Origin of the sequence: Bacillus cereus group sp. MG16 (assembly GCF_040459875.1) — a bacterium.
Classification (GTDB): domain Bacteria; phylum Bacillota; class Bacilli; order Bacillales; family Bacillaceae_G; genus Bacillus_A; species Bacillus_A paranthracis.
Genome location: NZ_JARVHE010000001.1, coordinates 4417569 through 4439092, shown reverse-complemented (window position 1 = coordinate 4439092; position 21524 = coordinate 4417569). Strand labels below are relative to the sequence as shown.

The following is a 21524-nucleotide window of genomic DNA, read 5'->3' as shown; positions in this document are numbered from 1 at the left end:
TTACGAAATGTAAATGTGATGGGTCTGGATAGCGGATAAAGAAATGAGAGGTAAATGAGAACGAGAAGGGAGAGATTACATTGTTTTCAGTATTACTAAAGTTAAAGTGGTTTTTTAAAGAGCATTGGAGGAGATATAGTATCGCCATTGGAGCTCTTTTAATTGTGAATATAGTGGAAGTTATCCCCCCGAAAGTGTTAGGGGTTACGATAGATAATATAAAAACAGGAACGTTATCGAACGAAGCTATTATACAGTCTATTCTTATTTTAATTGGGGTTACGATAGTTGGATATGGCCTCACTTTCGTATGGCAACATCAATTGTTTGGCGGTGCATTCGTGCTTGAGAAAACGATGCGCTCTAAATTTATGGGGCATTTACTTAAGATGACGCCGACGTTTTATCAAAAAAATCGTACTGGTGATTTAATGGCGAGAGCAACGAATGATTTAAAAGCAATCGCTATGACAGCTGGTTTCGGTATATTAACGCTCGTTGATTCGAGTTTATATATGCTTACGATTGTCTTTATGATGGGATTTACAATTAGTTGGGAGCTTACATTTGCGGCGCTTATACCACTTCCAATTATGGCATATGCGATGAATATATATGGAAAGAAATTGCATGAAAGATTTACAGTTGCGCAAGATGCGTTCGGTGATATGAATGATAAAGTACTTGAGTCAATCGCTGGTGTGCGCGTGATTCGTGCATACGTACAAGAAAATGCAGATCAAGAAAGATTTCATCAGTTAGGAGATGACGTCTACGAAAAGAATATGAAAGTAGCTAGAATTGATGCACTATTCCAACCAACTGTGAAAATGCTTGTCGGTCTTAGTTATTTAATTGGTCTAGTGTATGGCGCATATCTTGTATTCCAATCAAAGGTGACACTTGGTGAACTCGTTTCCTTCAACGTGTATTTAGGGATGATGATTTGGCCGATGTTTGCAATTGGTGAATTAATCAATGTTATGCAAAGAGGAAATGCGTCACTCGACCGTGTAAATGAAACGTTAGCGTATGAACCAGATGTAAAGGATCCGAAACATCCAAAGCTTGTACAAGAGCCGGATTATATTCAGTTTGATGATGTTACCTTTTCATATCCTTCATCAACTGAAACAAATTTAAAAAAGGTTTCGTTTACATTAAAACAAGGGGAAACGCTTGGGGTTGTTGGAAAAACAGGAAGCGGAAAAACGACGCTCGTACGTCAGCTTCTTCGCCAATATCCGCTTGGAGATGGAGATATTGCAGTCTCTGATGTGACGTTAGATCAAATGACGAATGAAAATGTGCTTGGGTGGATTGGTTATGTACCGCAGGAACATATTTTATTCTCAAAAACAGCGAGAGAAAATATTTTATTCGGAAATAGGGAAGCGACGGAAGAGGAACTCGAGAAAGCGATTGAAATTGCGGCGTTTAAAAAGGATTTAGAGTTTTTACCAGAAGGGTTAGAAACACTCGTCGGAGAGAAAGGTGTTTCTTTATCAGGAGGGCAAAAACAAAGGATCTCGATTGCACGAGCTGTTATTCAAAATCCGGAAATATTAATTTTAGATGATTCTTTATCAGCTGTTGATGCTCGTACGGAAGCAGCGATCATTGAAAATATAAGAACAGAGAGAAGCGGAAAGACGACGATTATTACGACGCACCGTTTATCTGCCGTACAACATGTGGATTGGATTCTCGTGATGGATGAAGGAGAAGTAATAGAAGAAGGTACGCATGATCAGCTTATCCAAAAGGGAGGCTGGTATGCGGAACAGTTTGAAAGACAACAGGGAGAAAGTGAAAGTGCGGATAGTGGGGTGAAAATATGAGCGTTTCAAAACGATTGTTTCAATACGCAATGAAAGTAAAAGGGACGATTTTTGCAGCGATGCTAATGTTATTTATTTTCGTCATCGCAGAGCTTGCTGGTCCTTTCGTCGCGAAAACGATGATTGATGATCATATCGTTGGAATAGAGAAACCTTGGTATGAAACAGAAAAGAGTGAAGAGGCTGTTTCGTATAATGGCACCTTTTATAAGCGAAGCGATCGCTTCCAAGAAGGTGAGAAAAAAGGAAAAGAAGTACGCGTGATGCAAGTCGGTTTTCAATATTATTTTGTACCGAATAAAGTAAATGTGGAAGGATCACGTACTGTAAAAGGTAATATGATTACCGTTCAAAATGGTAAGGCGGTGCAAGTGTATAAAGCGAAAGCATTAACGAAAGAAGAAGTGTTTTCGTTTTATAAACCAGAAATAAACCGACTATTATTACTTGGTGGAGGCTATTTTGCTTTATTAGTAGTCGTATCATTGTTTGCATATGGAAAGCAGTTTTTCTTGCAGAAAGCAGCGAACAAAATTATTCAAATTATGAGGGAAGATGTCTTTTCTCATATTCAAACGTTGCCAATTCGTTATTTTGATCATTTACCAGCAGGGAAAATTGTGTCGCGTGTAACGAATGATACGGAAGCCATTCGTGATCTATACGTAACGGTACTTGCGACATTCGTTTCTAGTATCATCTATATTATTGGGATATTTGCCGCGCTATTTTTACTCGATGTAAAATTGGCGACGTTATGTTTACTTATTATCCCGATTTTAATCATTTGGGCAATTCTTTATAGAAAGTATGCGTCTGTATACAATCATAAAATGCGCTCTCGTTTATCTGATATTAACGGAACAGTGAATGAATCCATTCAAGGGATGCCAATTATTCAAGCGTTCCGTCAAGAGCGTGAAACGAAAAAAGAATTTGAAGAATTAAATGGTGATTATTTTAAGTATCAAAATAAAATTTTAAATTTAAATGCAGCTACTTCTCATAATTTAGTAGCCGTATTAAGAAATATCGCTTTCACAGGAGTAATTTGGTATTTCGGCGGTGCTTCATTAAGTGCTACAGGCGTCATTTCTTTAGGGATACTGTATGCGTTCGTTGATTATTTAACACGATTGTTCTCACCGATTACAAATATGGTGAATCAGCTTGCTAACTTAGAACAATCGCGCGTTGCATCAGAACGTGTTTTTGAATTATTAGAGGAAAAAGGGGAAGCAGTAGAAGAAGAACGTATACCTCGCTTACAAGGAAATGTGAAGTTTGATAATGTGTCGTTTTCTTATAATGGAAAAGATGAAGTGTTAAAAAATATTTCATTTGAAGCGAAACAAGGCGAGACAGTCGCACTTGTCGGTCATACTGGCTCAGGAAAAAGTTCCATTATGAATGTACTTTTTCAGTTTTACGAGTTTGAAAAAGGAAAGCTTACGATTGACGGTCATGATGTAAAAGAGATGCCGAAACAAGCAACTCGTGAACATATGGGAATTGTACTGCAAGATCCGTTTTTATTTAGCGGAACAGTAGCATCTAATGTTAGTTTAGAAAATGAAAACATTTCAAAAGAGCGCATCGTAAAAGCATTGCGTGATGTAGGTGCTGAAAGATTTGCGAACAATATAAATGAAGAAATTACGGAGAAAGGAAGTACACTTTCAACCGGAGAACGTCAGCTTATATCGTTTGCTAGGGCGCTCGCTTTTGACCCAGCCATTTTAATTTTAGATGAAGCGACATCTAGTATCGATACAGAAACAGAGGCGATGATTCAACAAGCGCTAGAAGTTGTGAAAAAAGGAAGAACGACATTTATTATTGCTCACCGACTTTCAACAATTAAAAGTGCAGATCAAATTATTGTGCTTGATAGAGGAACCATTTTAGAAAAAGGGTCTCATGATGAGCTAATGAAAAAGCGCGGGCGTTATTACGATATGTACAAAACGCAAATGGAAGGGAACCAGAGTGCTTAATAGGTATGGGAGAGAACTTGTGATTTTCACAAGTTCTTTTTTTAGTAAATCAGGACTGTTAAATAAGAAGTATTATTTTACCTTTCGTACAATAAATGCTATATTAAAAAATGTTACTTATTTTTTGTATGTAGCATTATTTTTCCTTTTTGTTTGATTATGAAGAAAAAGGATAAACTAAATAAGAACATTTTCATTGAAAAATTGTTCAAGATTGCATACAATCAATATAGTTTTTAAATTCCTATCAGAATACTTGGAGGATTACTATCATGAAGAAATTATTTTCAGTGCTTGCAGTAACTACATTAGCGATCGGGATTGTAGCCGGCTGCGGTAAAGAAGAGAAAAAAGATACAGCTAGTCAAGACGCGTTACAAAAGATTAAACAAAGCGGTGAACTTGTAATTGGTACAGAAGGTACATACCCACCATTTACGTTCCACGATTCAAGCAATAAATTAACTGGATTTGACGTTGAACTATCAGAAGAAGTTGCAAAACGTTTAGGCGTAAAACCTGTATTTAAAGAAACGCAATGGGATAGCTTACTTGCTGGTTTAGATGCAAAACGTTTCGATATGGTTGCAAACGAAGTTGGTATTCGTGAAGACCGTCAAAAGAAATATGACTTCTCTAAACCGTATGTTTCATCTTCAGCGGCATTAGTTATCGCAAAAGATAAAGATAAACCTGCTACATTTGCTGATGTAAAAGGATTAAAAGGAGCACAATCTTTAACAAGTAACTATGCGGATATCGCTAAGAAAAATGGTGCGGAAATCGTTGGTGTAGAAGGATTTAGCCAAGCAGCAGAACTATTAGCTTCAGGACGCGTTGATTTCACAATCAATGATAAATTATCAGTGTTAAATTATTTAGAAACGAAAAAAGATGCGAAAATTAAAATTGTAGATACAGAAAAAGAAGCTTCAGAAAGTGGATTCTTATTCCGTAAAGGTAGCACTAAGCTTGTACAAGAAGTAGATAAAGCGTTAGAAGATATGAAAAAAGACGGTACGTATGACAAAATAACGAAAAAATGGTTCGGTGAAAATGTATCTAAGTAGTGCATTGGTTTCAGATCGATTGTCTACTTGGGTAGATATTATGCAGTCTTCCTTCATGCCGATGCTGAAGGAAGCTGTTTTTACGACAATTCCATTAACGCTTATTACATTTATTATCGGTCTTATACTTGCGACGTTAACGGCGCTTGCACGTATTTCAGGTAGTCGTATTTTACAATGGATTGCTCGTATCTATGTATCTATCATTCGCGGAACGCCACTTCTTGTACAGTTATTTATTATTTTCTATGGTCTGCCAACTCTTAATGTTGAAGTTGAGCCATATACAGCAGCAGTTGTTGGATTTTCATTAAATGTCGGTGCGTATGCATCTGAAATTATTCGTGCTTCTATCCTTTCCATTCCGAAAGGGCAGTGGGAAGCAGCTTACACAATTGGGATGACATATCCGCAAGCGTTAAAACGTGTTATTTTACCGCAAGCAACGCGCGTATCAATTCCGCCGCTTTCGAATACATTTATTAGCTTAGTGAAAGATACTTCATTAGCATCGTTAATTTTAGTAACAGAAATGTTCCGAAAAGCGCAGGAAATTGCGGCAATGAACTATGAGTTTTTAATTGTTTATTTTGAAGCAGGTCTTATTTATTGGGTTATTTGTTTCTTATTATCAATCGTACAACAGATGTTAGAAAAGCGTTCAGAACGCTATACATTAAAATAATCCTTTTACAAAAGGAGTTTTTGTTTTTATGATTTCAATTCAGCACTTACAAAAAAGTTTCGGAGATAATACCGTACTAAAGCATATAGATTTAACAGTTGAGAAGGGCGAGGTTGTTGTTATTATCGGGCCGTCTGGATCTGGTAAAACGACATTCCTGCGTTGCCTTAACGTATTAGAAACGCCAAACGCTGGTAATATTCGTATCGGTAATAAAGAGCTTAACTTCTCTCAAAAAGTAACGAAGAAAGATATTGTCAATCTTCGTACGCAAACAGGTATGGTATTCCAGCACCATAATTTATTCCCGCATTTAACAGCACTTCAAAATGTAATGGAAGGGCTCGTTACAGTGAAAAAGATGGGGAAAGAAGAAGCGAAGAAAAAAGCAAACTATTTCCTTGAAAAAGTGGGTCTAGCAGATAAAATAGACTTATATCCGTTCCAATTATCAGGCGGACAACAACAGCGCGTTGGAATTGCACGCGCGCTTGCGATGGAGCCGGAAGTGTTACTATTCGATGAACCGACGTCAGCACTTGATCCTGAACTCGTTCAAGAAGTTCTGAAAGTCATGAAAGAACTTGCTAAAGAAGGTATGACGATGGTCATTGTAACGCACGAAATGCGCTTTGCACATCAAATTGCAAACCGCGTTATTTTCATGGATGGCGGTGTCGTTGTCGAACAAGGTACACCAGAAGATGTATTTACAAATCCAAAAGAAGAACGTACGAAGAAGTTTTTACAAATGTTGCAATAAATGAAGGAAGGTCTCAAGGCATATGCCTTGAGACCTTTTTGCCATATATATTTATTTGTGGAATCCGCCAAGGCTTTGCTCAGCCATTGCAACTAGACGTTTTGTGATTTCGCCACCAACAGAACCGTTAGCACGAGCTGTAGAATCTGCTCCTAATTGTACACCAAATTCTTGAGCGATTTCGTACTTCATTTGGTCGATTGCAGCTGTTGCTCCTGGTACTACTAATTGATTTGAAGAATTTTGGTTTGCCATAGGAATATATCCTCCTTAGAGTTATAAAAATTTTTTTGGTTGGACTAGCTGGAGTTGAACCAGATTATCGCCCCGTTTGGCGCTAATCCATCGGTAATTAAGTTTGTACTCATAGTATGGATGTTACCTAGAAAGATATACGAAATAATAATTTGTAAATTTTGTAAAAAAATCTTAGGGATTTCGTAAATTATGAAATAAGAGTAATCGTTTTATTTTTTAGAAAGAAGGTAAAACTAAGAGCGATATGAAATATATTTTTCTTTTTGTATCCTGCTATTTTGAGGAGAATGTAAGTAAGAACGGGGCAAGCCGTTCCTATACGTAGCTAGATACAATTATATGGAGGAATCGTGATGGGAATTTGCCCGCTTTGTAACGCATTAGAATCACAAACATATTCTTGTCAAAATTGCCAAAGTATACTCCAAGATTATGGGAAGACTGTAGATTACATAGACGATTATAGTGCGTATATGGACCAAGAATTATTAAGTGCAGTAGATGGATTGACACATAATAATTCAAATGAATATTGTAATCATATTTTTTATTGCGGAGTATGTAACGTGGAAACAGAGTTTGTAGTAAAACTTGTGTAAATAGAAAACTTCCACCTTATGAATGAGGTGGAAGTTTTTGTTTTTGTATTTGTGAGTGAATCATAGGAGACGGAATATGCTCGTTGTTTGAGGAAGTCTCTGATTTTATTTGAGACATTTTTTCTTTTGTATCGCGCAAAGAATGTTCAGTTAAGTAGATGGCATATTCGTAAAATAATTGGCGCGTTAGTTCACTTTGTTCTTTTAACTTGGCATCTTGGAACACAGTTCGCCCTGGTTTAGAGTTTGCTTCAAAGAGCCATGGGTTTTCCTGCGTGTCTAAACCGATATCAAAACCGATTTCTCCAATATTCCCGGTTACTTGTTCATCGAGTGCGTAACTAATTTGTAAGGCTGTATGTTTTAATTTATTTTCAATTTGAATTTGTTTCGTTGAATCAGGAAAAAGTTCTTGCAGCAATTTCGTATCGCCACCGCTATTTACATGCGTTGTTAAGCTACCTTTGCCAGCAATTTTTGCGACGATTGCACTGACCATCCATTGGCCGAAATGATTTTTATTTGTATGAATGCGGAAATCAACAGGTTGCCCATCGAAGCGTAGCAAGGAGATACCTTGTTGTACGATAAACTTTTTTAAATCATGTCCTTTTAACACATGGTTCAGAAGTGTTTCTAATGATTGGTACTTTCTTAGTTTATTTTCTTCATTTTCGCGATAACGACAGTAGTAGCAATTCTCTGTTTGGGAATAAAATATTTGATGAATGTTTCTACCGAAGCTACCATGAATCGGTTTCATATAAATGGATTTATACGTTCCGAGAAATCGTTCCACTTGTTCGAAGTGCTGAAATGTTTCTGTGTTGGGTAATAACGGCATAATGGATTCATCTTTCATAAGAAGTTGATGCACTTCCCATTTATTAAAAAAACCTGGGTTAAACCATGGAATCGCATAGTCATGCTCTAACTTTCTTTTTGCTCTTACGATCGGTTTATAATTTTCGGCTTTCCGATTTGGTAATCGATCGTAAATGACATTCGGTAAAGGGACTTTTTTCTTTATCCATTTTTCCTCTTGAAAGAAATACCCTTCAATTGTTTCGTCTTCCCAGTCTATATGTTGCACACCAAAAACGAATACAAATGGTCGTAAGGTGAATGGTGGCGTTAGTAACTCGCCAAGAGAAGTTGAACGGTTCCCTAAAGGATTAGAAGCGTCATCGTTAAAACCAGTTGTGAAAATCCCGATTAATGGTCCGAAAATAATCGTTTGGTTTTGTGTGAATGCATGGATAGTAGTGGAATGAGGCAGTAAAAGTTTCTCTGCAATTTGTTTTCCAATAATGATTTCGCGAGTAAAGGAATAATGAATTTTTACCTCTTCACTTGCAACATGGCGTAGGCCGAAGGAAAGGGATGTAATTGGTGGTGTGATGGAAAAAATATAAGGTAAAGTAATACTATTTGGATGTTCATCTGAAATATTTAACGTATATATGTGCTCTTTCAAAATAGACTTACCCCCTTTCTTTATGGTGTAAAGCGACTAAATTGTAATGGTCCGTGATATATTTTTTCGGCTAATGAATCACTATGGCGAATGTAATGTTCGTAAGGGGGAATCGTGTTGACATACATAAGCCAAATTGCCCCTTTTTGATCCATAATAGTGGAAAGCTCTAGCTCGAATAATGAAGAATAAGATGCATCTAGCGTTTGAAACACTTCATTTATAATGTCTTGTAAAGCGTCTTGTAACAATTGTACACCGGTACTAGATAGTACGTATTTAATTTTTGAAAATGCATGCAGCGAGGAATCATCGGTTGCCGATAGTAAAAGTTGATTCGGAAATGAACTTTTTTGTATAAACTGACCGATAACGTTCCACTCTTGTTGTTTATTTTTTTGCAAAATGGTCCGAATATGAAGTGGATATGTTAATTGATTTGGTGGTTGTAGCATCGTATGCGTCATGTAACGTGCTGATCGTATATGAGATTTGTACCAAGATATAAATTCATCTGTCCGTTTAATTGGAGTAGAAGTATGGTAGGCATCATTTATCGTATCAACATGAAACGTTTTATTTTTATAAACGACCCGGTACAAACTTTCATTGGAATGTGCGTTAGTAGGACGTATAATAATATCTTTTGTTTTTAATAACAGTTTGAAAACGTTGTGTATCGTTGCTATTTCAAATTTTGGTATATAAGGAGATAATTTTTTATTCGTGAGAAATACATCATGTAGTTTGCTTAAGTCAATGAGTGTGTTATTTAAAAAGGTAGTGGAAGGACGATTGTGTAATGAGCGAATAATTGATTTTGCCTTGTCGAAGTCCGTTTCCTCATTAAAAGAAGAACGATCATATATATAAGAAGGAATAGGGAATATTTGCTCTTTCCATTTTCCTGTATCCGTATCATAAATCAGACCAGAAACAAGATCTGTTTTAGGATCAATACCAAATGGCGTAAACTGGGCAACGACATTATGATAAAGCCGAGCGCGTTTAGCGATTTCGGTGTAATACGTTTGCTCATAATGAGGGTGAGAAGTTAAAATACCGAGAACCAACGAAATCACTCCTTTACTAACAAAATGTTGGCATAATAGGCGAAGCTATATATTGCAAATACGTTTTTATACTATTATACTTTTGTCCGTATGATGATATGCTATAGTTTTGGAGAAGCGAAAGGTTGATTGTAATGAATATATGGTTAAGTATGTTAACGACGACAGGGCTCGGAGCGATTATTGGAGGATTTACAAATCATTTAGCGATAAAAATGTTATTTCGTCCTCATCGTCCTATGTATATTGGGAAGTTTCAAGTGCCATTTACACCAGGATTAATTCCGAAGCGCCGCGATGAGCTTGCTGTTCAATTAGGGAGAATGGTTGTAGAACATTTGTTAACGCCAGAAGGAATCGGCAAGAAGTTAACAAATGAAGAGTTTCAAAAAGGTTTAATCCACTGGGCGCAAGTAGAAGTGGATAAAGTAATTACGAATGAACAGTCACTGCGACACATGTTAGAAAAATGGGACGTAGCGCATGTAGAAAAAGAAGCAACTGAGAAAATCGAACAGGTGATTACAGAAAAGATTCAGGCATTTTTAGAAGAGTACTATACATATACATGGGAACAAGCTTTACCTCATTCTGTTCATGAGAAAATAGAGAATGCGATTCCAAATGTTTCGGCATTTATTTTAGGGCGAGCAACTCAGTTTTTTGAGAGTGAAGAAGGTAAAGCACGTCTTTCAAAAATGATTGATGATTTCTTTGCTTCTAGGGGAACGCTACTTAACTTAGTCGGAATGTTTTTAGGGAATGTAAGTGTAGTGGATCGTGTGCAGCCTGAGGTCATTAAGTTTTTAGGGCAAGATGGCACAAAGCAGCTTTTAACGGATGTACTGCAAAAAGAGTGGGAGAAGTTAAAAGGAAGAGATGTAAAAGAATTAGAAACGTTTGTAGAAAAAGAAATGATTGTAAGCTCTATATTGTCAGCAGTTAAAGTTGAGGAAACTGTGAGTAAATTTTTAAACCAATCTGTGCAGCAAGTATGTGAGCCAGTTCGGGAAACAATTATTGAAAAGATAGTCCCAGGTGTAGTAACGAAAGGTTTGGAGTGGGGGGCAGAAAACGTAGAAAGTATACTACATAATCTCCACTTAGCGGAAATTGTCCAACAAGAAGTGTCTACATTTTCAACGGAGAGACTAGAAGATTTAGTGCTGTCCATTACAAAAAATGAACTGAAAATGATTACGTATTTAGGTGCCTTATTAGGCGGTATGATTGGAATTGTGCAAGGTTTATTACTGTTGTTTCTGAAATAATAAAATACGTACATACAAATAAAAGTGAAATTTCTTCACATCTCTTGCATAGTTTGATATGGTAAGAAGAGGTGCGTATGTAAATGCACGTAAAAGGCAGTGCGTATGATAAGCGCTAGCCTTCTAAAGGAGGAAAATAAAATGACAAAAAACATTCATGATGTAGCATATGAATTACAAAAAGCAATCGCTGAAAACGATGACTTCAAAACTTTAAAAGAGAGCTACGCAGCAGTTCAAGCTGATGCAGCTTCAAAGAACTTATTCGATGAGTTCCGTACAATGCAACTTAGCCTACAACAAAAAATGATGCAAGGCCAAGAAATTACTGAAGAAGACAACCAACAAGCACAAGAAGTTGTAGTTCGCATTCAACAAGATGCTAAAATTACAAAGTTAATGGAAACTGAGCAACGCCTAAACGTTGTAATCGGTGATGTTAACAAAATTATCATGAAGCCACTTGAAGAATTATATAGCGCGCAACAACAAGCGTAATAGTGGAAGACGCCCCTTGTATGGGGCGTCTTTTTTGTTACTTACAAGAATTTATAATCAAACCTTTCGTATATTTTCGTTTAAACGCATTTGTATTGCGGTGAAGTATTCCTAATATTTATTGAAAAAAATCATAGTTTGTAAAAGTATTTTAGGATCATCCTGCAGTAATCGTTTATCTATTTCGTAAGGACGCATTAGTTCTTCGGTGAAATAATTGTAAGTCTTACATATACTATATTTACTAATGACGAAATGGATAAAAATAAAAAAGAGAGGTAAGAGTAGATGGGAATCCTTATAGATTTAAATAGTTTTAGAACGGAAATATTAGCGAAGCATGTACTTCATATGATGATAGAAAATGATTTCTTTTATCAAGGATCGCAATTGGTTGAAAATGTTTGGGTGAATGATTCAACTATTTTTATAAATAATGTAAAGATACTTACAAAAGGTATTGAAATTTATAAGAAAAATAATGAGTATTATTTAATGCATCAAGCGGATAATACTAGAGTTATACTATATTAATATAATATATAGAATGTGGTAGGAACTTACAAATTCTATATACTTTATGTTATAATTTTCCCTTGTCTAATGAAAGTGTATATGTATTTTTATAGGGCTCTACTTCTTTTATGAAGTGGGGTTATTTTTAATTTTTCGTTAAGGGTGTAAAATACTATTTTTGTTTGGGGATTGTGTGTATTCGAAAAGGAGTTATGCAATGATAAAGAAAATGTGGAAATTTAAGGTTCAGTTTTTTATTTTATTACTATCGATTGTAGTTAGTTGGTACTGTGCTAGCTTAATAAAAAATTATCCTGAAACTGGAATATCGGTAAAATATAATTCTGACCAGTATGTTATATGTGATCTCTCGAAATATAGCTGGGCAGGGAAACGAGATTTTCAAATTGGAGACATTATAGAACAGATTGATGGTGAACCGCCATCTAAACATTTTACAGTTTCATCGTACCATTCAATTGAACAGGTGAAAAAAATAACGTTAAATAGGAATGGAGAAATAAAAGAGTTTGAGATAGAGTACCCGCCTTATAGTAAACAAGTTTTCTATCATCTTATTATTCCTATTGGTTTTTATATAGTATGTCTTTTAATGGTATTATACCTATTAATATTTGTTCCGGAAATAAATCGTAGTACAAATGATTTATTATATTTTTTAATTTCACTTGGAGTTAGTTTCATTAGTATTATAGCTGCTCAAAGAAAAGATACTTTATCCTTTATTGTGGCGTCACTTTCACTAGTATGTGTATTTACTTTCTTTATAAGATTTATGAAAATGTACTTCTCTAATAATCAAATAAAGTTTTTAACACCAAAACAGTTAAAAATTTTAAATTTCATATCAATATTTCTCGTTATATTAAGCATTCTTATACACATAAAATATAATGAATGGGCTAATTTATTTACAATTACTTTGAGTGCGCTACTATTTTTGTTTACAGTGTATCTTTTAGTAAGATTTTATTTTAAAAGTGGAAATAGCAGTTACTTTAAATATTTAAAAATTATTATTATTAGTTTTTTAGTGTCAGCAATTCCATTTATATGTTTATATTTAATTCCGAATTTGTTTTATGGAGAAGAGTTTATAAGTAGCGAAACGACAGGCATATTTTTCTTATTTATTCCGATTTGTATTTTTTATTTAGTAATCTCAGGGAAGATGTTTAATTTTAAATTTATTATTCAGCGACTTCCGTATTATATAGTTTTATCAGTAGGGTTAACATGTTCTGTGCAGTATTAGGTATGGTCATCTTTGAAGACAGCGATGACCATTTATTAAAATGGGTTAAATTTAGAATAATTTCTATTATAATCTGTATTTGTTTTTTATACATTAAAGATTATATAGATTTAAAGCTAAGAAAAAGTTTGTATCATCATCAAAAAAATTATCAATTTAGTTTGCATCGTTTCTTACACCAAGCGAAAAATGAATATAAATTGCCCAATCTTATTTATAGTATAAGAAGAGAAATATCAGATATATTGAAAATTGAAGAAACGTGTTGTGTGGAAATAAATAAGAGAGAACATTCAATTCATGTTCTCGAGAGTGAATATATTCCAAGAAGAACAATAGAAGCATTATTTAATCATCAGTTGGACACGTATCAAGTAGGTTCCATCATACAGCTGGATAATCATTTTGGGTGTGTTCTTTCTATTTCAGGAGAAAAAATGATTATTTTAGTATGTAATCATAGTGAAAAAGAAAATTTAAATATAGATGAAATGGTTTGGATAGAAACATTATGTAATTATACAGATTTACTATTAGAATGCTCTAATCAAATTGAAGATTTATTAAAACAATTACAAGAAGTAAATGATTTTGAGCAACCACCAATGTGGTTGGCAAGGCTTATGTTTAAACTATCTGAAAAAGAAAGAACGAATCTTGCAAGTGATATACATGATGGAGTTTTACAAGATCAAATACGTTTGTCTCGAAAATTTGAGAGTTATAAAGCTCGTGTTCAAGATGAAGAAACGAAAAAAATATTGAATGAAATTGAAGATGAACTATTGGATCATATTTATACAATTCGGGAAACATGTAATAATTTGAGACCACCATTTCTATATGAGTTAGGTTTAAAACAAGCACTAATAAATTTATTTAAACAAATTAATTTAAAAGCGACATTTTTCTTTTATTATGATATTCCTGAACGAATTGTTGCACCAAGTGTTGAACATGAACAAGCAATTTATCGAATTATGCAAGAGTTATTAAATAACGCTATGAAACATTCAAAAGCAACAAACGTAACAGTAAGATTATTTGAAAAAGACGAGCATTTATATTTAACTTATATAGATAATGGAGTTGGGATTGAGTTAGATGAAGTAAACTATTCTTACAACACATTAGGCTTGTCTGGGATTGTTACTAGAATCCAAAGTTTGAATGGAGAAATGACTGTTGAATCAAAACCTAATCGTGGGTTACAAATAATTATTAAATTTTAGATGAATCATCAGATGATACGATAATATTGAAAGGGTGATAATATGATTTCGGTACTTGTAGTAGATGATCATGTCGCAGTAGGGTTAGGGACGAAGGCGTTAATTGAAAAATATGATGATATGCACGTAGAGGTAGTACATGATAGTACAGAAGTAGGGCAATTGCTTAAGGATAAAAAGTATGATGTATACTTAATTGATTTACAAATGCCTAATGTTAATGGCTTAGATTTATCTAAGAAAATTATAAAGTTACATCCAGAGGCATCGATTCTTATTTTTACAGGGTTTGATATATTTTCTCATTATAATTTACTTATAGAAAATGGTGTTTTAGGCGTATTAAGTAAAACCTCATCAGAAGAACAGGTAATTAATTCGATTCGTCATGCGGTGAAAAAAGAGGTAGTTTTATCTTATCAGCTTATTCGACAGTTAAGAATAAAAGAAGCGATTTCGAATATAAAGAATAAAGATGGAGAAATTACGAATCAAATTTCATTAAATGAAGATGAAAAACAAATCTTAATAGAAGTGAGTAAAGGAAAGACAAATAAAGAGCTTGCTGAAATTTTAAATTTAAGTCAACGTTCTGTAGAGTATAAGCTAACGGATATATTCCATAAATTAAAAGTTTCTTCTCGAATGGAAGCTGTGCAGAAGGCGAAAGAATTGTGGTTGATTCCGTCGCTTGATTTGTAATTTACTAAAGTAATAATGATAAACAAATAGGTTTCTCTTCACGAAAGTGAAGAGAAACCTATTTGTTTATAAAGAGAAGTATCGAGATTGCGTTTTAGCGCAATTCATTTTGCGTGAAGACACTCTAGTTTTTCGTTTCGATATTTGGAAATAATGGTTAATCTAGGTATAGAATCGATGTGATATAGAGATTAGAAAAGTTATATTGATTCTTTAAAAAGAGATATCTAAATAATATGAATGTTTCGTAAGAATGAGTGTTTAATAAGAATATGATATGGATAATTGAATTAGGAAATTAGTCCTAGAATTTAGGTATCTTTAACACAATAAAGAGAGGAGGAGGAATTTGAAAACTAAGATCACAAACATTGGAAAAGTTTGTTTGGTTACCGGACTTGTTTTTACTCAATTTAGTAATCTTGATGTTTTTTCAAGCACTGCATATGCAATTGTAGATAAAAACACATCACCTTTTATAATGGAGATTGACAAGAGTACAAAACAGGTGAATGAAGAAGCAATCTTTACTATTGAAAGTTTAAATAGTGAGGAGGAAACAATTGAATTTTCATTACCAGATGGTGCTGATTTTAATGAAGAAGTTACAAAGAAATTAAATACGGGAAATGTAATGGTTGATACCATCAGTGTAGTAGAGAATTCAAGGGTTCGAATTGAAAAAAAAGAATCAAACAATGCTTTAGGAAAAGTTTTTATAGTAGCTAAAATGACCAAACCTGGGGATTTTGAGTTTGAAGTAAAGAGCCAAAATGGAAATACTGAGGTGAAAAGAAATAAAATCAGTCTTAGTGTTTTAGATGAAATTAAAGCAACTAGTGATAAAAAGCATATAGAACAAGCGGAAAATTCATTAGTAGAGCAGAATAAGGCTATTAATGAGAATCCAATTGTTGAGGATATTTCAATCAATCAAAAAGGCTTTAATGAACCTGATGATATTCCCAATAATGAACTAAAAACAAAAGAGGATACAAATAAAAAATCACCATCCATAATGGATGAAAAGATTTATGATGAAAAAACAAATCAATCTGCTGAAGATGGAAATGCTCATCAAGTAGAACTAGATCGGAAAAATATAGAGGATCCAGTGGTGGCAGATAAAAAAGAGGAAAGGGAAATTCCTTTGACAGAGTATGCTGCTGGTTCTTATCAAAGTATTTTGAAATACCCCGATGTTAAAGTAATTAATGAGGGGACAGGAGCGGGTCCTTCCATTCCAGGGAAATATGCATTTCAATTAAGATGGAGTCCAGACGTAAGTTACGAAGTATCAGGGGAAAATCGTACTTATGCTGCATATTATAGATTCAATAGTGGAAATGCTAACAAAAAGTCTTATGTATTGATAAAAAATGTCGGGTTTTATAATGGATCATGGATAGATTTACGTATTAATGTTCTAGATATCAGTAGTGGTTATATTGATATATATAAGCCTACGAGTAAAAGGAGTGCAGATGACTTTTTAAGGGTGAATTATAAAGGTTCTAAAGGTTCTGCGGCACAACTGTCTTATGAATTTATTAATCATAAGACAGGGCATACAACCCCAATATCATCAATGTGGAATTTTAAAAGGTTAAATGGCTATAAATCGGTAGATTTACGGACAGATGGAAATTATTTAACTAATCTATATACGTATAATACAACTACTATTGCGTATAAAGATAATGGGAATAGAACAAATAACTTTGTTGGTACTGGCGGTGGAGAAAAATCAAATACGAATATGTCGATTACATTTGATGAGATTGATGAGTTACCTGTTCGCTTAAATTTAGAAAGAAGTACAGGGTGGTTGAAATATGAGCGTGATGCGATTTCTAAAGTTGAGATGCCGGCACCAGATGTTGAGGGTAACACGACAGAAGATGATTCGCGGGAGTTCTCTTATTATATCTATCAAAATGTGCCTTCTCAATCCTCGACATCTTATTATGCAAAATCGTTATCTATTGAAAGTGAAGTAGATGCAAGTTTTAAGCTTAATAATGTAAAGATAACAGATGAAGAACATAATGATGTTAGTAACTTTTTTGATGTAACAATAAAAAATAATAAAATTATTGCTACAGCAAAAACAAATATAGTTAGAACAAGTCAATTCAATGATAAATTTTACAGAATAAAAGTAACGGGTTCACTGGTGGAAAATACTGACTTTATGAAGTATTACAAAAATGGATATCTCGAAATTCCAGTTGAAGCTAAGAACTATGTAGATGGTGACAAAAAAGGGCAAACAAGTAATCGAGATATCGCAAAAATAAAGTATAAAGGTATTCCTACAGGAGAAGCAGTTCCTCAAACTGTTAAAGTTGGTACTGATATATCCAAAATGGATATTTCAAAATTTGTAACAAATTTATCTGTGGATACGAATGCGAAAATAGATAAACCGATATCTGTAGTACGATTAGAGGATATACCAAAAACGAATACTCCGGGTGATTATACTGTTACAGCGATAATCAAAACGAAGCAGGGGGTAGAGGCAAAAGTTAAAGTCCCTATAAAAATTGTAGAAGGAACTTTGAAGCTAGTAAATGTCCCGAAAGTAATTTCTTTTAATAACTTAGTTATTCCATCTAAACCAACGATGTATGCACCTTCTTTCATTGATGGAAAGGTAACAGTAGTAGATGGGAGAGCGAAGAAACAAAAATGGCGTTTAGGTGTAAAGGAAATAAAACCACTTACATCTAATAATGGTGATCAGTTAATTGGTGCGATGATTTATACAGATAAAAAAGGCACCAACCATACGTTAAATATGGAAAATACGGAAGTATTATCACAAACTTTAAAAGACGATAACGATTATGATGTTTCTTGGCATAAAAATCAAGGGATTCGTTTGCAAGTGGCCCCAGGTCCCAATGTGAAAATTAATACTAAATATCAAGGTGAGTTACAGTGGACGTTAACAGATGCTCCTATTTAAAAAATTATATCTAAGGTGAGAGATTAGGTATAAAACTTAAAAAGGAGAGAATGTAATGAGAAGAGGCTTATTTTTGATATATGTTACATTTACTTGTTTAACAATGTTTGTATATTGCGAAACGGTTTTAGCAGGTAGCATGAATTCGAAAGCGGGAATAACTTTTTCAAATAGTTATAATCCAGATATAACTACCGATTCAATTATACCGGATGGATCTAAAGTAGTAGATAATACATCAGATGACCGTATGAATAAAAAGTTACTACCAAAAACAGGTGGGCATTCATCCTCACCAGTTCAATATGTGGGAGTAGGAATTATGTTAGTAGCCTTGGCTGTTTTTCTAGTAGTTAGAAATAATAATAGGGAAAATAGAAACAATGTTTCTATTCAATAAATAAACTCACAATAATGGAGGGAAATCATGAAATTAACAAAATTAGCATTAGCAGGCGCAGTATCATTTTCAACAGTATTAGCAGCAGGAGCACCAACATTTGCAGAAGAAGCTGGGAAAATGAATTCTTTAACAGATGTGACTTTCACAGAGAATAGTGAAGTTACGAAGCCAATTAACCCAATTGATTCAGAAGAAGAAGTAACAACAACAGGAAATCCAGATGATCCAAAAGATCCGAAAGATCCAAAAAACCCGGATGATCCAGAAAATCCAGAAGATAACAACCATGAAGATGGAACACAAGGTCCATTAAGCATCGATTATGTATCGAACTTCCATTTTGGTAAACATAATATTTCTGGTAGTGACCAAGTTTACTATGCAAAATTAGATACAGTAAAAGCAAAAAGTGGAAATAAAGAAGTACCAAACTTCGTACAAGTAACAGATAACCGTGGTACAAACAAAGGGTGGAAATTAACGGTAAAGCAAAATGGTCAATTTAAAGCGGCAGATACTGAATTAACAGGTGCGGAATTAAAGTTAAGCAATCCGTTTGTAAATTCTGCAACAGATAAAAAATTCGCTCCAGCGGCAAAAGAAGTAACTTTAAATCCAGATGGTTCTACGCAAGAAGTAACAATCGCTGAAGCTGGTAACGGTATGGGAACATGGACGACTGCTTACGGTAAAGACAATGTTGAAGGAGCAAAGAGCGTTAGCTTATCTGTACCAGGTACAACTGCGAAAGTAAAAGATACAAAATATAAAACATCATTAACTTGGACTTTAGAAGATACACCTCAATAAGTTTTGTGTTTAGAAAATTAAAAATATAGAGATTGAAAAGGAGAAAGAATATGAAACTAACAAAATTAGCATTAGCAGGAGCAGTAACTTTATCAGCGTTAGCAGGAAGTACATCAGCATTAGCGGCTGAGCAAGATGGAGGAACATTGAATTCAAAAGCATTTATCAAATTTGAAAAGAACACAGATACTGTAGATCCAACGAATCCAATTAATCCAGATGAAGTAGTAGAACCAGTAGTAGATCCAGAAAATCCAGATGATGTACATGAAAAAGGTACAGATGGTCCATTAAGTATTGACTATGTATCAAACTTCAACTTTGAAACACAAAAAGCTTCTGGTAACAATGAACTTTACTATGCAAAGTTAGATACAGTAAAAGCTAAAGATGGAAATAAAGAAGTACCAAATTTTGTACAAGTAACAGATAACCGTGGTACAAATGCAGGATGGAAATTGTCAGTAACACAAAATGATCAGTTTAAAACAGCTGATAGCAAAGAATTAACAGGTGCTACATTAACATTGAAAAATGGAACTCCAAATTCAGCTTCAGGTAGCGATGCTCCAGCAGCTGCGCAAGATATTACATTAGTTCCAGGACAAGCATCAGATGTTTTAACAGCTCAAGAAGAGCAAGGTATGGGAACATGGACAAATGCTTTCGGTAAATCAGTAGAAGAAGGTAAAAAGAGCGTAGAGTTAAGCGTGCCAGGTAAAACGAAGAAAGAACAAGCACAGTACACAACTTCTCTAACTTGGGAATTAAAAGACGCTCCAATGTAATATTGGTTTACATGGAAAATTTTAAGAAAGAGATAAGGGTAGATTTACTATCTTTATCTCTTTCGTTTGTCTATTAAAATTATGAATGCGAAGGGAATTTAATATGAAATCTATAAAGAAAATAGTAAGTAGTTTATTAGTATTTGTTTTTCTTTTTAACGTTTTTAATCTTAAAGCGAATGCGGCAGAAATGAAATTTGCTGTAAACGCAGTAATTCCAGAGAATCAAGTTGATAAAAACCAAACATATTTTGATTTAAAGATGGAACCAGGACAAAAACAAACGCTTCAAGTGCAAATGAAGAATGATACGGATAAAGAGGTTGTCGTAGAAACACATGCAAATACAGCTATTACAAATAGTAATGGAATTACAGATTATAGCGTGATTGATCCCCAACTTGACTCTACTCTTAAAATCCCATTTTCTAAAATTGCTAAAGTACAAAAAGAAACAAAAATTCCTGCCAAAAGTACAATTACATTAGATGTAAATGTTGAAATGCCAAATGAAAGTTTTGATGGAGTCATTTTAGGTGGACTTTATTTTAAAGAGAAAGAAAATGATAAAGAAAAGAAAAGCGCAAAAGAAGTGCAGATTGAAAATAAATATGCATATGCAATTGGTGTTGTCTTAAGGGAAACGGACGCCCAAGTAAAGCCAGATATGAAATTAAATGAAGTAAAACCAGGACAAGTAAATGCGCGTAACGTAGTGACAGCGAATTTGCAAAATATAAAGCCAGCAATGTTAAAGAATTTAAGTGTAGATGCAAAAGTTTATACAGAAAAAGGTAAAGATGTATTACATGAAACGAAAAAAGAAAATTTAAGAATGGCACCAAATTCTAATTTTGATTATGCAATTAGTTGGGATAATAAAGCTTTAGAACCAGGAACGTATCGCCTCGAAATGAAAGCAACTGATGGTGATCAAAAATGGGAATGGACGAAAAAGTTTACGATTGAAGGAAAAGAAGCAAAGAAGTTAAATGATACAGCAGTAGAAGCGAAAAAGGATTATACTTTGTACTATATTATTGGTGGTACTTTACTACTGATTGCATTGCTAGTTTTAGTGTTTTTATTAGGAAGACGTTCAAAGAAAAAAGAGAATGAGGATGAATAAGGTTGGAGAATAAATAAAAAGCACTGTTACTTAAAGACAGTGCTTTTTATTTATGTACTGTTAGACATTTTGCGAAGCAAATTTGCGTTTAAACGATAAGGTTTTTCGGTGAAAATAGCAAAATTATTATTTATACTATACTTACAGGGAAATAAATAATTT

General features: G+C 34.1%; 18 protein-coding genes and 1 pseudogene. 16 read left to right on the top strand and 3 right to left on the bottom strand.

Annotation, left to right across the window (positions count from 1 at the left end; translation table 11 throughout):
• The first annotated feature begins 80 nt into the window (after nt 1-80).
• From QCI73_RS23105 to QCI73_RS23085, 5 genes are all read left to right on the top strand, one after another.
• Nucleotides 81-1841, top strand: a complete 1761-nt coding sequence (locus tag QCI73_RS23105) for an ABC transporter ATP-binding protein (protein WP_353823836.1) — start codon at nt 81-83, stop codon at nt 1839-1841.
• Nucleotides 1838-3838: an ABC transporter ATP-binding protein gene (locus QCI73_RS23100; RefSeq protein WP_353823835.1), complete on the top strand. Its 2001-nt coding sequence runs from the start codon at nt 1838-1840 to the stop codon at nt 3836-3838. Before QCI73_RS23105 ends, QCI73_RS23100 begins: the two co-directional genes overlap by 4 nt.
• A 272-nt stretch (nt 3839-4110) precedes the next feature.
• Nucleotides 4111-4908 (top strand): amino acid ABC transporter substrate-binding protein, encoded by a 798-nt coding sequence (locus QCI73_RS23095; protein WP_000732860.1) that lies wholly within the window; start codon nt 4111-4113, stop codon nt 4906-4908.
• Entirely contained in the window at nt 4895-5593 is a 699-nt protein-coding gene (locus QCI73_RS23090; RefSeq protein ID WP_262724774.1) for an amino acid ABC transporter permease, read from the top strand. Before QCI73_RS23095 ends, QCI73_RS23090 begins: the two co-directional genes overlap by 14 nt.
• Before the next feature lie 28 nt (nt 5594-5621).
• Complete coding sequence (locus QCI73_RS23085; protein ID WP_353823834.1) at nt 5622-6356, top strand: amino acid ABC transporter ATP-binding protein; 735 nt, start codon at nt 5622-5624, stop codon at nt 6354-6356.
• A 51-nt stretch (nt 6357-6407) separates the two neighbouring features.
• Here QCI73_RS23085 and sasP read toward each other — a convergent pair whose 3' ends face one another.
• A complete protein-coding gene (gene sasP / locus QCI73_RS23080; RefSeq protein ID WP_000013338.1) occupies nt 6408-6611 on the bottom strand; it encodes a small acid-soluble spore protein, SasP family in 204 nt (67 codons plus the stop codon).
• A 356-nt stretch (nt 6612-6967) separates the two neighbouring features.
• Here sasP and QCI73_RS23075 point away from each other — a divergent pair, with 356 nt between their 5' ends.
• Complete coding sequence (locus tag QCI73_RS23075; protein WP_353823833.1) at nt 6968-7213, top strand: hypothetical protein; 246 nt, start codon at nt 6968-6970, stop codon at nt 7211-7213.
• A gap of 16 nt (nt 7214-7229) precedes the next feature.
• On the opposite strand, the gene QCI73_RS23070 is transcribed toward QCI73_RS23075, so the two are convergent.
• Together QCI73_RS23070 and QCI73_RS23065 are read right to left on the bottom strand one after the other, a co-directional pair.
• Nucleotides 7230-8690 carry a YheC/YheD family endospore coat-associated protein gene (locus QCI73_RS23070; RefSeq protein WP_071741508.1) on the bottom strand — a complete coding sequence of 487 codons (1461 nt, stop codon included), beginning with the start codon at nt 8688-8690 and terminating at the stop codon, nt 7230-7232.
• Nucleotides 8691-8710: 20 nt separating this feature from the next.
• Nucleotides 8711-9763, bottom strand: a complete 1053-nt coding sequence (locus tag QCI73_RS23065; protein ID WP_353823832.1) for a YheC/YheD family protein — start codon at nt 9761-9763, stop codon at nt 8711-8713.
• A gap of 134 nt (nt 9764-9897) precedes the next feature.
• Between QCI73_RS23065 and QCI73_RS23060 the strand changes: the two genes are divergently transcribed.
• The 10 genes and pseudogenes from QCI73_RS23060 to QCI73_RS23015 all read left to right on the top strand — a co-directional run bounded on the left by QCI73_RS23060 (nt 9898) and on the right by QCI73_RS23015 (nt 21362).
• Nucleotides 9898-11034 (top strand): DUF445 domain-containing protein, encoded by a 1137-nt coding sequence (locus tag QCI73_RS23060; protein WP_353823831.1) that lies wholly within the window; start codon nt 9898-9900, stop codon nt 11032-11034.
• A gap of 141 nt (nt 11035-11175) precedes the next feature.
• Entirely contained in the window at nt 11176-11532 is a 357-nt protein-coding gene (locus QCI73_RS23055; protein WP_000164606.1) for a YlbF/YmcA family competence regulator, read from the top strand.
• 288 nt (nt 11533-11820) lie between these two features.
• Complete coding sequence (locus QCI73_RS23050) at nt 11821-12066, top strand: hypothetical protein (RefSeq protein ID WP_353823830.1); 246 nt, start codon at nt 11821-11823, stop codon at nt 12064-12066.
• A 199-nt stretch (nt 12067-12265) separates the two neighbouring features.
• Nucleotides 12266-14556: pseudogene (locus QCI73_RS23045) on the top strand (sensor histidine kinase).
• Between the two features lie 42 nt (nt 14557-14598).
• Nucleotides 14599-15258: a response regulator transcription factor gene (locus QCI73_RS23040; RefSeq protein WP_353823829.1), complete on the top strand. Its 660-nt coding sequence runs from the start codon at nt 14599-14601 to the stop codon at nt 15256-15258.
• A 349-nt stretch (nt 15259-15607) separates the two neighbouring features.
• Nucleotides 15608-18232, top strand: coding sequence for an adhesive domain-containing protein (locus QCI73_RS23035; protein WP_000850372.1), 2625 nt, complete (start codon nt 15608-15610; stop codon nt 18230-18232).
• Between the two features lie 73 nt (nt 18233-18305).
• Nucleotides 18306-18632, top strand: coding sequence for an LPXTG cell wall anchor domain-containing protein (locus tag QCI73_RS23030; RefSeq protein ID WP_256733048.1), 327 nt, complete (start codon nt 18306-18308; stop codon nt 18630-18632).
• A 27-nt stretch (nt 18633-18659) separates the two neighbouring features.
• A complete protein-coding gene (locus QCI73_RS23025; RefSeq protein ID WP_000778938.1) occupies nt 18660-19445 on the top strand; it encodes a WxL domain-containing protein in 786 nt (261 codons plus the stop codon).
• Between the two features lie 50 nt (nt 19446-19495).
• The gene (locus tag QCI73_RS23020; RefSeq protein ID WP_000778946.1) at nt 19496-20233 is read left to right on the top strand and encodes a WxL domain-containing protein; all 738 of its coding nucleotides are present in this window, start codon (nt 19496-19498) and stop codon (nt 20231-20233) included.
• Between the two features lie 103 nt (nt 20234-20336).
• Nucleotides 20337-21362 carry a WxLIP family cell surface protein gene (locus QCI73_RS23015; RefSeq protein WP_353823828.1) on the top strand — a complete coding sequence of 342 codons (1026 nt, stop codon included), beginning with the start codon at nt 20337-20339 and terminating at the stop codon, nt 21360-21362.
• Nucleotides 21363-21524: the final 162 nt, after the last annotated feature.

Coding starts and splice junctions, on each gene's coding strand:
- QCI73_RS23100 (WP_353823835.1), top strand. CDS start 1,838: ATGAGCGTTTCAAAACGATTGTTTCAATACGCAATGAAAGTAAAAGGG.
- QCI73_RS23095 (WP_000732860.1), top strand. CDS start 4,111: ATGAAGAAATTATTTTCAGTGCTTGCAGTAACTACATTAGCGATCGGG.
- QCI73_RS23090 (WP_262724774.1), top strand. CDS start 4,895: ATGTATCTAAGTAGTGCATTGGTTTCAGATCGATTGTCTACTTGGGTA.
- QCI73_RS23085 (WP_353823834.1), top strand. CDS start 5,622: ATGATTTCAATTCAGCACTTACAAAAAAGTTTCGGAGATAATACCGTA.
- sasP (WP_000013338.1), bottom strand. CDS start 6,611: ATGGCAAACCAAAATTCTTCAAATCAATTAGTAGTACCAGGAGCAACA.
- QCI73_RS23075 (WP_353823833.1), top strand. CDS start 6,968: ATGGGAATTTGCCCGCTTTGTAACGCATTAGAATCACAAACATATTCT.
- QCI73_RS23060 (WP_353823831.1), top strand. CDS start 9,898: ATGAATATATGGTTAAGTATGTTAACGACGACAGGGCTCGGAGCGATT.
- QCI73_RS23055 (WP_000164606.1), top strand. CDS start 11,176: ATGACAAAAAACATTCATGATGTAGCATATGAATTACAAAAAGCAATC.
- QCI73_RS23050 (WP_353823830.1), top strand. CDS start 11,821: ATGGGAATCCTTATAGATTTAAATAGTTTTAGAACGGAAATATTAGCG.
- QCI73_RS23040 (WP_353823829.1), top strand. CDS start 14,599: ATGATTTCGGTACTTGTAGTAGATGATCATGTCGCAGTAGGGTTAGGG.
- QCI73_RS23025 (WP_000778938.1), top strand. CDS start 18,660: ATGAAATTAACAAAATTAGCATTAGCAGGCGCAGTATCATTTTCAACA.
- QCI73_RS23020 (WP_000778946.1), top strand. CDS start 19,496: ATGAAACTAACAAAATTAGCATTAGCAGGAGCAGTAACTTTATCAGCG.
- QCI73_RS23015 (WP_353823828.1), top strand. CDS start 20,337: ATGAAATCTATAAAGAAAATAGTAAGTAGTTTATTAGTATTTGTTTTT.